Origin of the sequence: Streptomyces hydrogenans (assembly GCF_014656075.1) — a bacterium.
Taxonomy (GTDB): Bacteria; Actinomycetota; Actinomycetes; order Streptomycetales; family Streptomycetaceae; genus Streptomyces; species Streptomyces hydrogenans.
Genome location: NZ_BNBS01000175.1, coordinates 1 through 12,285, shown reverse-complemented (window position 1 = coordinate 12,285; position 12,285 = coordinate 1). Strand labels below are relative to the sequence as shown.

General features: G+C 71.4%; 9 protein-coding genes and 1 pseudogene. 3 read left to right on the top strand and 7 right to left on the bottom strand.

The features are described 5' to 3' along the window. Nucleotides 1–81: 81 nt before the first annotated feature. Nucleotides 82–552 (bottom strand): MarR family winged helix-turn-helix transcriptional regulator, encoded by a 471-nt coding sequence (locus IE321_RS38225; protein WP_190226300.1) that lies wholly within the window; start codon nucleotides 550–552, stop codon nucleotides 82–84. Nucleotides 553–643: 91 nt separating this feature from the next. Next, a complete protein-coding gene (locus IE321_RS38220) occupies nucleotides 644–877 on the bottom strand; it encodes a hypothetical protein (RefSeq protein WP_190226299.1) in 234 nt (77 codons plus the stop codon). A gap of 149 nt (nucleotides 878–1,026) precedes the next feature. Here IE321_RS38220 and IE321_RS38215 point away from each other — a divergent pair, with 149 nt between their 5' ends. Continuing rightward, a complete protein-coding gene (locus IE321_RS38215; RefSeq protein ID WP_190226298.1) occupies nucleotides 1,027–2,328 on the top strand; it encodes a GAF domain-containing protein in 1,302 nt (433 codons plus the stop codon). A 109-nt stretch (nucleotides 2,329–2,437) separates the two neighbouring features. After that, nucleotides 2,438–3,958: pseudogene (exaC, locus tag IE321_RS38210) on the top strand (acetaldehyde dehydrogenase ExaC); the annotation flags it as partial. 164 nt (nucleotides 3,959–4,122) lie between these two features. Here exaC and IE321_RS38205 read toward each other — a convergent pair. The 5 genes from IE321_RS38205 to IE321_RS38185 all read right to left on the bottom strand — a co-directional run bounded on the left by IE321_RS38205 (nucleotide 4,123) and on the right by IE321_RS38185 (nucleotide 10,331). After that, entirely contained in the window at nucleotides 4,123–4,527 is a 405-nt protein-coding gene (locus IE321_RS38205) for a site-specific integrase (protein WP_190226296.1), read from the bottom strand. Nucleotides 4,528–4,663: 136 nt separating this feature from the next. Next, nucleotides 4,664–5,533 (bottom strand): DUF1963 domain-containing protein, encoded by an 870-nt coding sequence (locus tag IE321_RS38200; protein WP_190226295.1) that lies wholly within the window; start codon nucleotides 5,531–5,533, stop codon nucleotides 4,664–4,666. 239 nt (nucleotides 5,534–5,772) lie between these two features. Beyond that, a complete protein-coding gene (locus IE321_RS38195; RefSeq protein WP_190226294.1) occupies nucleotides 5,773–7,407 on the bottom strand; it encodes a nickel/cobalt transporter in 1,635 nt (544 codons plus the stop codon). Next, complete coding sequence (locus IE321_RS38190; RefSeq protein WP_229916753.1) at nucleotides 7,404–8,570, bottom strand: tetratricopeptide repeat protein; 1,167 nt, start codon at nucleotides 8,568–8,570, stop codon at nucleotides 7,404–7,406. Before IE321_RS38190 ends, IE321_RS38195 begins: the two co-directional genes overlap by 4 nt. A gap of 246 nt (nucleotides 8,571–8,816) precedes the next feature. Further along, nucleotides 8,817–10,331, bottom strand: a complete 1,515-nt coding sequence (locus IE321_RS38185) for a DUF4331 domain-containing protein (protein WP_190226301.1) — start codon at nucleotides 10,329–10,331, stop codon at nucleotides 8,817–8,819. Nucleotides 10,332–11,199: 868 nt separating this feature from the next. Between IE321_RS38185 and IE321_RS38180 the strand changes: the two genes are divergently transcribed. After that, nucleotides 11,200–12,069: a DUF4394 domain-containing protein gene (locus IE321_RS38180; RefSeq protein WP_190226292.1), complete on the top strand. Its 870-nt coding sequence runs from the start codon at nucleotides 11,200–11,202 to the stop codon at nucleotides 12,067–12,069. The last annotated feature ends 216 nt before the right edge of the window (nucleotides 12,070–12,285 follow it).

The following is a 12,285-nucleotide window of genomic DNA, read 5'->3' as shown; positions in this document are numbered from 1 at the left end:
CTAGAGCTCGGCCGGGATCCCGCGCCCACCGAGCACGACCGTTCCGTCGGCCGGATCCCGTCACCGACCGGGTGTCCTGCCTCAATCGGGCAGGTTGCCGTCGCCGCCCATGTTCGCGACGACGCGGCGCAGCACGTCGATCGTGGTCGCGAAGTCCGCCGTGTCGATGCCCTCGTGCACCTGCCGGTGGACGCGGAGGTTGCGTTCCCGGGCGCGCGCCCGGCCCTCCTCCCCCTCCGTGGTCAGCGCGATGCGTCCGGTGCTCTCGTCCTCCGTCAGCCAGCCGCGGGCGACGAGGTCGTCGAAGACGCGCGGGAAGTCGGTCCGGGCGTCGTCCCACGGCACCAGCCGTTCGGTCAGCTCCTCGCGGTTCCACCGGCCGGGAGAGCCGGCGGCGTGGTTGAGGATCCACCAGTGCGGCTGGGTGAGGCCCTCCACCGCCAGCTGCTCGCGCAGGGCGCCGACGACCAGCCGGAAGGCCATGCCGGTCCAGGCACCGATGGGCTGGGCGGCCAGCTGCTGCCGCGAGTAGTCCTTGAGCGTCGCGTTCACGTGCGTCTCCTTCGCGTTCGGGTGATCGGCGGAACACGGTCACCGTAGAAGCTCAGGTTTGGTTGAGGTCAAGGCCGCCCGCGGTCCGTCGTCAGCCGCCGACCGTCGGCAGGCGGGAAGCCGCGGCGGCACGGATCCGGCGGGTGCGGCCGTCGGCGGCCAGGGCGGTCAGGGCCCGGGCGGACGGGCAGGTCCCGGCCGTGCGGAGCTGGAGCCGGTCCGTGGCCGCGAGCAGGGCCGCGGGGTCCCACGGCTCGCCCAGGGTCATGGCCCGCAGCAGGGTCCACTCGGACAGCCGCCGGGCGGAGAAGGCGTCCGCCGCCACGGGGCCGGTCAGCTCCGCGCGCCAGGAGGGACAGCCGGGGGTTCCGACACGTCCGCGCCCGTCGGTCCGTCGCCGGGGCGACCGCTCCCGGACAGGCGGCATATGCGCCCCCGTCCGGGTGCTTGTCGGCGGCGGTCCGGGACACGACGATGTGCGCCTGGGAGCCGTACGACCTCGACGAGGAGGCCGAATTGAGCGAAGCGACGACGCGGAGGGGCGGGCGGCGCGAGCCGGGGGCCCCGGCACGGCCGGGCGCGCGGCAGGCGGTGCGGACGCTGGTGGCGGAGTCGTGGCGGCGCTCCGAGCGGGCCCGGGTCAGCCGGGACGGCGCGGCGCCGATGGAGCTGGACGAGGAGGAGCTGGCGGCGTACCGGGAGGGGCATCCGCTGGTGGCGGCGATGCCCGTGATCCGGGAGCTGCTGGGCGCGGACGCCCGGGACGGCGGGCATCTGCTCGCCGTGTGCGACGCGGGCGGCCGGCTGCTGTGGGTGGAGGGGGACCCGGCGACGCTGCGAGAGGCGCGGCGGATGAACTTCGTGGCCGGCGCCGGCTGGGCGGAGGCGGCCGCGGGGACCAACGCGCCGGGGACGGCGCTCGCCGTCGGCCGGCCGGTGCAGGTGGTGGCGGCCGAGCACTTCCGGCCGCCGGTGCGGGACTGGACGTGCGCGGCGGCGCCGCTGCACGACCCGCGCAGCGGGCGGCTGCTCGGCGCGGTGGACCTGACGGGAGGCGCGGGGCTCGCGCATCCGCACAGCCTCGGTCTCGTACGGGCGGTGGCGCGGGCGGCCGAGGCCCAGCTGGCGCTGCTCGCCCCCGACCCGGCGCCCGGGCGGCCGCTGCTGACCGCGCTGGGCCGGGACGAGGCGCTGCTGGCGGTGGACGGACGGCGGCTGCGGCTGAGCCGGCGGCACAGCGAGATCGTGGTGGTGCTCGCGCACCGCCCGGAGGGGGTGACCGGCGAGGAGCTGCTGACGCTGCTGTACGAGGACGAGTCGGTCCCGCCGGTGACGCTGCGCGCGGAGCTGTCCCGGCTGCGGGCGCTGCTCGGCCCGGAGCTGCTGCGCTCGCGTCCGTACCGGTTCGCCGGTCCGGTGGACGCGGACTTCGCCGCGGTGGACCGGCGCCTCGCCTCGGGGGCGGTGGCGGCGGCCGCCCGTGACTACGCGGGCCCGCTGCTGCCGGGGTCGGCCGCGCCCGGGGTCGTACGGCTGCGGGAGCGGCTGGCGGACCGGGCGCGGGCGGCGCTGGTGGCGCGGGCGGACCCGCTGCTGCTCGCGGACTGGGCGTACAGCGCGTGGGGCGAGGAGGAGGTGGAGGTGTGGCGGGCGCTGAGCGCGGCGGTGCCGGCCGCCCAGCTGGCGCCCGTGCTGGCCGGGCTCGACCGGCTGGAGGCGGAACTGTCGGCCGGTGCAACGGGGTTGCAACGTCCGCTTCCGCACACTCGGCGGTGAGACAGCGCCGGTCGTGACGACGGCGCGCACCGTCCGGCCCTCCGCGCGAGCCCGCCCCTCCGGTGGCGCGCGGGGACCGGATCCGTCCGACCCGCAGGGAGGTCCGCCCATGACCCGTTACGCCGCACCCGGTACCGAGGGCGCGCTCATGGCGTACAAGCCGCGCTACGACCACTGGATCGGCGGCGAGTACGTCGCCCCGGCCGGCGGCCGGTACTTCGAGAACCCGAGCCCGGTCGACGGCAAGCCGTTCACGGAGATCGCCCGGGGTACGGCCGAGGACGTCGAGCGCGCCCTCGACGCGGCGCACGCGGCCGCCCCGGCGTGGGGGCGCACGGCGCCGGCGGAGCGGTCGGGGGTGCTGCTGCGGATCGCCGACCGGATGGAGGCGAACCTGGAGGCCCTCGCGGTCGCGGAGACCTGGGACAACGGCAAGCCGGTCCGGGAGACCCTCGCCGCCGACATCCCCCTCGCCATCGACCACTTCCGCTACTTCGCGGGTGCGCTGCGGGCGCAGGAGGGGACGCTCAGCCAGATCGACGAGGACACGGTGGCGTACCACTTCCACGAGCCGCTGGGGGTCGTGGCGCAGATCATCCCGTGGAACTTCCCCATCCTGATGGCGGTGTGGAAGCTCGCGCCGGCGCTGGCTGCGGGCAACGCGGTCGTGCTGAAGCCGGCCGAGCAGACGCCGGCCTCGGTGCACTACTGGCTGAGCCTGGTCGCCGACCTGCTCCCGCCGGGCGTGCTCAACGTCGTCAACGGCTTCGGCGAGGAGGCCGGCAAGCCGCTCGCCTCCTCGCCCCGGGTGGCGAAGGTCGCCTTCACCGGCGAGACGTCGACCGGCCGCCTGATCATGGAGTACGCCTCCGCCAACCTGAAGCCCGTGACGCTGGAGCTGGGCGGCAAGTCGCCCAACATCTTCTTCGACGACGTGTGGGCGGCGGACGACGACTTCCGCGACAAGGCGCTGGAGGGCTTCACGATGTTCGCCCTCAACCAGGGCGAGGTCTGCACCTGTCCCTCGCGGGCGCTCGTCCAGCGCGGCTGCTACGGCGAGTTCATGGAGGCGGCGGTCGCCCGCACCGAGGCGATCGTCGCGGGCCACCCGCTGGACCCGGCGACGATGATCGGCGCGCAGGCGTCGGCGGAGCAGCTCAAGAAGATCCTCTCCTACCTGGAGATCGGCCAGCAGGAGGGCGCCAAGATCCTGACGGGCGGTCAGCAGGTGGGCCACGGAGGCGACCTGGAGGGCGGCTACTACATCCAGCCGACCGTCTTCGAGGGCGACAACCGCATGCGGATCTTCCAGGAGGAGATCTTCGGCCCGGTCGTGGCCGTCGCCTCGTTCACCGACTTCGACGACGCGATCCGCACGGCGAACGACACCCTGTACGGCCTCGGCGCCGGCGTCTGGACCCGCGACACGAACACCGCCTACCGCGCCGGCCGCGCGATCCAGGCGGGCCGCGTCTGGACCAACTGCTACCACGCCTATCCGGCCCACGCCGCCTTCGGCGGCTACAAGCAGTCCGGCATCGGCCGCGAGACCCACCGCATGATGCTGGACCACTACCAGCAGACGAAGGACATCCTCCAGAGCTACTCGCCGAAGAAGCTTGGCTTCTTCCAGGGGCACGAAGAGAGGCGCCTGACCTGGGGTTTCGCCCGGCAGGCGCCTCTCGCCTCCCTTCCCGAGGGAGGGTCGCGTTTACCCTGAGGCTCCCACTTCATCCCACCGGCATCCCGCTCCTGACCGGTTCTTCCGGACCGGTCACGAACCACAGCCCCGGCTCACCCCCCAGGCGCCTCGCCCCGGCTGACGCGGTCCCACTCCTCCAGGGGCTGCGCGCTGAGGCGGTCGGCGCGCTCCCGGACGCCGCCCAGGGACTTGGCGTAGTGACGAAACAGGACCCCGACGCTCCGGCCCGCGCGACGAGCGCATTCGGCCGGGTCCGCCCCGGCGTACAACCGGAACGAGATGCCCGCGTGGCGGAGGTCGTAGGGCCGCTTGGCCGGCCCGGAACCGACCTCCACGCGTGTCAGCACGTACTCCCGCGCCTGCGCCCACGTTGCACCATAGGCCGAGGCGTCCACATAATCGCGGTCCTTGTTCCGAAACAGCCGCCCGTCCGGCGCCACGCCGAAGCGGTCGATGTGTGCACGAAGGATGCGCGCGAACTGCGGCGGAATGGGCACGGGCCGGATGGGGAACACTGCTCACGTCCGCGACGGCAAGAACCCCACCGGCCGGTCGTAACCATTGACGCGGACGCCTGGACAGCCTTCTGAGCGGCCTTCGCCGGCCCCAGTGGGACAGGTGCGTCGAACCTGGTCACGGGGCCTCGGAAATGGTCACGGTCAGCGCCTTGTCCCACCGAGCGGCGGCCAGGTCGTCATGCCGGATCATAAATTTCGTGTAGTACTCCCCGTAAACCCGGGATTCATTGGCGAGTGGTATCCATTCGCTCGCCAGCCGAAGCGTGTCCTCGTCCGGACAGGAAAGCCATTCCCCCTCCGCGAGGGTATTCGCCGCAATGCTGCCGACCGTCGCCTCGTCATCGGCGTACCCGCCGATGACGAGGTAAGCACCGGACGACCAGAGGCCGTGGGCCAGAGACCGAAGTTCGTCCAGGTGCGGTAGCTCACGCTCGATGTACCGGGCCAACTGCTGCTGGAAGGGTGACATGTCGTCCCACTCGAGATCCTCCCAGAACTCGTGCCAGTCCTCTTCCTCGTCGCCCTCCTCGAGCCAAAGGGGCAGATCGGCTCTGAGCTCGGCGCAGACATCGATCCGCCCGCCGGCGCACGCGGAGTCGGGAGGTTCCGCGACCGCGGTTTCGGTGCCGTCCGGTACGTACACGACTCGCGCGTACTGGCCCGGATCGGCCCGCGGTGTGCCGGAGTCCATCTCTTGGTGGACGAAGAAGAGCAGCGTCCCGTCCGCCGGCAGGTCCAAGCCCTCGACCCTCGGCAGCGCCCCGCAATCGACGGAAAGGAGCAACGGCAACGGAATGCCCCCGGTGGACGGCCACTTCATTCCCACCGGCAGCCGGGGCAACCCACCGATGTGCCCGACCGGAGAACCGTCGCCGCCCCCGGACAGTCCGATCGCCAGACGAAGGTGCCGGCTGAACCTGCTGATCTCGTCGTCCGGGATGCCCAACTCAAGCGCTGCCCGACGAAGATCTCCCTGATGATCCATACCCGAGAAGGTAATCCCTATCCAACCCGGCTGTTTCATCGGGGCGTTGATGGGGCTGGGTTGTACGTGGTGGATGCGAGCGGTCGATCACCTTGTATCAGCCCAGTGGACCCGCCTCCAGGAAGCCGCGTGGCTCCAAGGCGCGGTCCCATGACCTCTTCGGGAGCGTGATCAGCCCTGGCTTCGAAAAAGGCTCGGTGTCGAGGGGCGAGGCAGCCCATACCGTCTTGCCGGGGGTTTCAGGTCGCAAGGGCACGTAGGGTCAGCCCGATGCCGACCACGACGACGAGCAGTGCGGCGGCGGTTGGTCCGACGCGGGCGGCGGTGTTCACGAGCCTGCGGGCGCGGGGGTGTCCATTGCTGACGGCCTGGAGGCGGTGCTTGACGTGGAGAAGGAGAAGTCCGGCGAGGGTGAGGACGGCTGCCATGCCCAGGCCGTAGGCGAGGACGAGAAGAACTCCGAAGACGGTGCGGCCGAGGGCAACGGCTCCGAGCAGGACGACGAGCGCGGAGGGACTGGGTACGAGGCCGCCGGCGATGCCCATGCCGATCAAGGTCGCCCGTCCCTCTCGGCGGTGGACGTGGGCGTGACCGGGTGGCGCGTGATCGTGTCGTTCACCCGGTGCAGGTGCCGGTGCCGTCAGGGTGCGAGTGTTGCCTGATGCCGCGGAGGAGGGGGCGGTACGAGTGGTGGGCACAGGAGCAATGGGCGGGGCTTCATCGCCGGAGCGATGCTTCTCGTGGTCGTGGTCATGGTCGTGGTCATGGTGGTGGTGCCCGGGTCCATGGTGATGACCGTGATGATGATGATGGTGGTGGTGAGGCTTGTTGCGCAGGGCTTTGGTCAGGAGCCACAGGCCGATGCCGGTGATGACCAGTCCGCTGACGGTGCCGAGCCAGGCCAGCACGGTTTCGCCTGCGAGGTGAGTGGCGGCGGGTAGGGCGAGACCGAGGACGAGGACGCCCGCGGTGTGGGTGAGGGTCACGGTCGCGCCGACGGTGACGGCGTCACGGCGGGTGCCGCGGCGGCCGGCGAGGGAGGCGGCCATGAGTGTTTTGCCGTGGCCGGGCAGGAGGGCGTGGGAGGCGCCCAGGACGAGGGCGAGCAGGAGTGCCAGGATCCCGACGGGGATGGTGAGTTCGCGGCGGGCGACCAGGGAGTCGAACCAGGCGGCGATCCGGTCGGTTGCCTGCCCGACGGCGGGGGCGCCGGGCAGCACGGTGGTGCCGGGTGTTTCGGTGGAGGGTGTGGTGTGGAGTTCGGCGGTGCGCTGGTCCAGTGGGGTGGCAAGCGGGTCCGGCGGATAGCGGCGGAGTTCGTTCGTGGGTGAGACGGCAGGCAGCTGGGTGCCGGTGATGGCCAGCCCGGTGCCCTTGACCGTGATCTCACGCCAGCCGATCCGGGTGGTGTCGTAGCCCGTGCGGACGTTGATGTCGCCGCCGCGCGCCAGGGGGGCGGCGGTGGTGTATGCGCAGGTGAGACGGCTGGTTTTCAGACCGGCTTCGCCCGGTTGCCAGGTCAGCCGGGCGGTCTGGGTGCTCCAGCGGGCCGGGCCGGCGGGGGTGCTGAGGCGGAGTTGGCCGGCCAGCACCGCACAGCTGGTGGTCGCGTACCGAACGGTTTCGGCATCGCTGAGGGTGCCGTCGTGGTCGGTGTCGATGCGTGGACGTTCTTGGACTGCGGCGATCTCGGCGCGGTCGACGATGACGGTGGCGTCGATGCGGTCCGGGTGGAGAGCGAGGCCGGTGTGGTAATTGACGGTGAAGTTGCCCAGCGGATGCGCCGGTGCGGCTGCCGTGGCCGGGGTGACGAGGCAGCATGCCGTGATGAGCAGGCCGGCGGCTGAGGTGAGGGTGTGATGGGCACGGATCATGGGCGGGTGCCGATTCGTTCGAGCAGGGCACGTGCTTGGGCGGCGTGCAGCGGGTGGAGTGCGGGGGCCGGGGTGAGGGCCACGTCCAGGTCGCGAGCGGCTGCCTGCCTGTTGCCGAGTGCGTGGTGGATGGCGGCGCGGTGGTAGTGCCACAGTGGGCTCGCGGTGCCCTGGGCGAGGGCTCGGTCGGCTTGTTCGAGGGCTTCGCGATCTCGGCCGGCGCGGTGCAGGGCCCAGGCGTAGGCGTCGTGCACGGCGACGAACGGGCGTGTACGGAGGGCTTGTTCAGCCATGGTCACGGCGCGTTCGGGGCTTCCGTGGTCGGCTTCGAAGAGGATGGCGTCGGTGTCGGGCGGGGTTCCGGCGGCGGCGCGAAGGGTGTCCTGGGCCTTGAGCAGCGCGTAGGGGGCTTTGGCTTCCTCGTCGTGTCCGAGGGACTGGTGCATCTCGCCCAGGGCGAGCAGGAGGTGGGGCAAGGGTGCGATGTCCGCGGCCCGCTGCCAGGTGGCGAGGGCTTGTTCCGCGTGGCCCAGGGCAGCGTGGGCGCGTGCTTGGGCATCGAGGAGGGCGGGGTCGTTCGGGGCTCTGCGCAGGCCTTGGCCGGCTTCCTTCAGTGCCAGGTCCGCGTTGCCGTCCTCGAGTGCCAGCGAGGACAGGCATGCACGGGCGAAGGCGTGCCCGCTGTCGGTAGTGGCTGCCGTCAGGGAGCGGCGCATCAGTTCGGCGGCCCGCCCGGTGTCTCCTCGTAGTTCGAAGACGTAGGAGGCGCGGGCCAGGGAGGCCGCGTCGGGGCGTAGGTCGTTCATCTTCTGCACGGCCTGTTCGGCTTCGCGGTAGTGGCCGAGCTGGGTGTGGGCGTCGGCCAGGACGCCGAATGCGGCCGAGGCGTAGGGGTCGCTGGTGACGGCCTTGTCGGCCCAGGTGCGGGCGGTGGCGAAGTCGTGGCGGGCGGCTGCGAGCGCGGCCATGCCGGTTTCGGCGCCGCTGTTGCCCCGGGCCTGTAGCGCCAGGGATCGGCGCAGAGCCTTCTCGGCTTTCGCGTGGAGAGCGGGGTCGCCTGTGGTGCGGGCCTGCTCGATGTGGGCCATGCCGAGGGCCGACCAGGTGTTCCAGTCGCCGGGGAGTCGTCGGAGCCGCGCGGCCAGGGCCGCGGTCGTGCTCACGGGCCTGGAGGCTGCGGCTTCGGGTCGGCTGTCCGTGTCGGGTGCGAGGGGTTCGATGAGTACGGCCCCGGCGGCGAACAGGGTGGTGGCGAGCGCGAGGGTGACGGCGACAGCCCTCGAGCGGCGGCGGGCGGGAGGGCGTGGATCAGAGTGCATCGGAGCTGTCTTTCCGGCGTGAGGTGACGCGCCCTGCGGCTGGACCGGTGGGGCCCGGCCGCAGAGCTGGGAGCATGCGGTGGCGTCACATCAGGCGCGGCTGCGGCGGCGCATCCGCCAAGCTGCCGCCGCCAGCAGGGCGGCTCCCGCCCCGCCCAGGGAGGCCGCCGACCTCTCCTTGCTCGTGGTCATGCCCGACGGTCCGCTGTTGACGGACTTGGTGTGGGGCAGGGCCAGGTACGGGAACGAGGTGCCGAAGGGGACCTCGTTGGTGTTGACCTTGTCGCCGTCGGCAAGGGCGGGGATGAGCTGTCCGGTCTGGGCGGCGCCTTCGACGGCCTGCAGGGAGATGTCGATGACGTCGTCGGTCAGACGGCGTCCGTTGGGGAACCCGGCCAGGTCGCCGGCGAGGACGCCGTACCGGTTCGGGTTCGAGGCCGGGGGTACGGCCATGTTCAGACGCAGTTCCTCGGCGGGCACGATGCGGCGGAGGTTGGCGTCGCGGTTGAGGCGGTGGGCGTTGAGGTCGGCCTGGATCGGCCCGCACGCCTTGCAGATGCCGGTGAGGTAGATCTCGGCGAGGTCGTTGCGCGGGGCGGGCGGTGCGGGGACGCCGTAGACCTGCTGGATCAGCTTGGGCAGGATCGGGTCGAGGACCTTGTCGACGACCGGCTGGACGGTGCGGTCCTGGTCGGGGTTGAGGGTGTTGAAGGCGTCCTTGTACTTCAGCGGGACGACGACCTCGTTGACCAGCGGGTTGCCCAGGCGGGAGACCTGCTTCCACTTGTCGCCGTGCCCGGTGCGCGAGTCGGAGACCTGCACGCCCTTGCGGTCGGTGGTCGACCAGATGCCCACGACCGGATTGCGCGACGGGGTGTAGTTCAGCGCCAGGTACTTCTTGGGGATCTGCAGGGCGACGGAGTTGACGTTGTAGCCGGCCAGGGTGTCCTGCCCACGTTCGGACAGGTTCCCGCCGTAGAGGAGGTCGAAGACCCGCAGGTCGGCGAAGAACGGGTCCTCGGCCTGTCCGGCGAACGCCTTCCCGCCTCCGGGCAGACTCCGCACGGCCTGGGCGCGCAGCGCGGCGTAGTTCGGCATCGAGGCCGGCCCGACGCGGGAGGGTGCGGCGGGCACGTTGGCGAGCAGGACCCTGGTCCTGCTGCCGCGGGTCTCGGTGAGGTCGTAGACCTGCCGGAAGTTCAGGTCCGGGTCGTCCAGGGTGGTCACCTGGCCGGTGTTGTAGAGGAACTGGTCGGCCGCGTCGCGGGTCTGGTTCTTGAACCGCCAGGTGTAGGTGACGTCGGCGTTGCCGTCACCCGTGTTGTCGATCTTGATGTTGTAGCGGAGGTCCTCGCCGAAGGCGTAGAAGTTCGGGCCGCCGTTGGGTTCCTCGAAGGGGATCCAGTTCGCCAGCAGCGTGACGGTGTCGGACTTGTCGGGGCTGGTGAACGCGTAGACGTCGGTGTTGTCGGCGCGCGGGTCGCCGGCGATCAGCGGGGCCTCGCGGTGGCTGGAGGCGGAGCTGACGCCGGGGCCGAGGGCGAGGACGGCCATGGCGGTCGCGAGGGCGCCGGAGCCGAGGACGAGCAGGGAGTGGTCCAGCATCCGGCGGCGGCCGGGTGCCGTGGGTGTTGCCTTCACGAAAGAGTGCTTCCTTCCCACCTGGGTGCGCACCACTCGCCTGATCGGGCGGGCGGCGGTGTCGCCACGGGTTGTACGGGTGGCGGTCGGCACCGCGGCGAACCGGGGTTCGCACTGCTCAGGCGTGGTCAGGAAAGGCAACGGGGACTGACCAGGTCGGAACACACCATCACGCAGGGCTGCGCAGGCCGAAGAAAACCATGCCCGGGCGTCGCCGTGCGTACGTCCACCGCCCGCCACCGGCGTACCAGCGCTCGACAGGTTCAGCGAATGCGCAGCTCAGAGGCGTGGGCGCGGTCGCGACGGCGGGTGTGGAGACCCTGGCGACACGCGACGCGGCGTTAGCCCGGATGAGACAACACCCCCCCCTTTTTGCACATGAGTTGCAAAAGCGCATGTCGGCTGAAATCAGGGAATTCCGCCCTCGTGGCTCCACCAGCCCGCGTGCGGTGCGGATCCTTGGTGGTGCTCAGACGGCAGAGCTGAAGGCGTCTCCGGAACAGCAGCCAGTGAGCGGGGTAGGGCTTCGGGCCAGCCCAGCAGCCGCAGGCCGTGCAGTTCTCTTCCGACCCGGGAGATCTCAAGCCCCGCGCAGTCCGTCGGCTGCCCTCGCGCATCTGTAGCCATGAGCACACCGTCACCGCAGGCGACGGCGCACCATGCCTGAGTCGAGACGGCGCGCGGTGCCCCCACTCGGCCGGCGCAGCCCGAGCGGCGTCTGCTGCGCCATGCGGGTGGCATCCGCTGGAACTACCGGTCCGCTGCGGCTGCGGTCCCGAAGCCCTCATAAGCCCTCGGCCTGCCTGGCCCAGGGGACGATGAAGGAGTGAACGTGCGCAACCGCACCCTGATCGCCGCGTCCGCGGCGGTTCTGGCCGCCCTGTGCGCGGCGCCCGCGCTGGCCGCGTCCGGCGTCGCACCGCAGACACTGCCCGCCAAGCAGCACAAGGCCCTGCACGCGATCGGACTGACCGGCGACCAGCGCCTGGTCGAGTTCGACGTGCACAAGCCGTCCAGGACCTGGTCGCTGGGCAAGGTCTCGGGACTGGCCGGAGACACCAGGCTCGTCGGGATCGACTTCCGCGTCCAGAACGAGAAGCTGTACGGCGTCGGCGACAAGGGCGGCGTGTACACCCTGAACACCACCAGCGCCAAGGCCGTGAAGGTCTCCCAGCTGACCGTCACCCTGGCCGGCAGCGCGTTCGGCGTGGACTTCAACCCCGCCGCCAACCGGCTCCGGGTCATCTCCGACACCGGACAGAACCTGCGGCACAACCTTGACGATCCGGCCGCCCCGATGACCACCACCGTCGACGGAACTCTGACCAACCCGACGATGCCGCCGTCGACCGCGAAGGGTGTCACCGGAGCCGCGTACACCAACAACGACCTGAGCGCAGCCACCGCGACCACGCTGTTCGATCTGGACACGATGGCCGACCGGGTCTCCCTGCAGTCCCCCGCCAACGCCGGCACCCTGGCGCCGACCGGCAACCTCGGCCTGGACGCCGGCCCGGACGCCGGCTTCGACATCTACTACAACGCCACCACCGGCATGAACCACGGCTTCGCCGCCATCGGAAGCGGCGGTTCCTACCGCCTGTACGCAGTTGACCTGCTCACGGGCAAGGCCAGCGACAAGGGCGCCTTCCCCGCCAGGTACCAGGTCACCGACCTGGCCCTGCCCATCGACCAGAAGTAGCCCGCCCTTCTGCGTCCGGGCCCGCACCCCAGGACCAGGGCGCGGGCCCGGGTCTGCGGTGCGCTACCGGCGTGAAGTGCGGCCATGACAAGGGCCTCGTACCCCTTACTTTTGCGGAAGGGGTACGAGGCCTGCCCGGTGCTGCGCGAGCGCGCGGTGCAACTTGGGCATGAGGACGGTGTCGACGATGTAGACGGTGGCGTTGGCGGTGGGCAC

Bases quoted from the DNA above. Each gene is read 5' to 3' on its own strand.
- IE321_RS38185 (WP_190226301.1), bottom strand. From the start codon at position 10,331: ATGCTGGACCACTCCCTGCTCGTCCTCGGCTCCGGCGCCCTCGCGACC.
- IE321_RS38200 (WP_190226295.1), bottom strand. From the start codon at position 5,533: ATGGATCATCAGGGAGATCTTCGTCGGGCAGCGCTTGAGTTGGGCATC.
- IE321_RS38215 (WP_190226298.1), top strand. From the start codon at position 1,027: ATGTGCGCCTGGGAGCCGTACGACCTCGACGAGGAGGCCGAATTGAGC.
- IE321_RS38195 (WP_190226294.1), bottom strand. From the start codon at position 7,407: ATGATCCGTGCCCATCACACCCTCACCTCAGCCGCCGGCCTGCTCATC.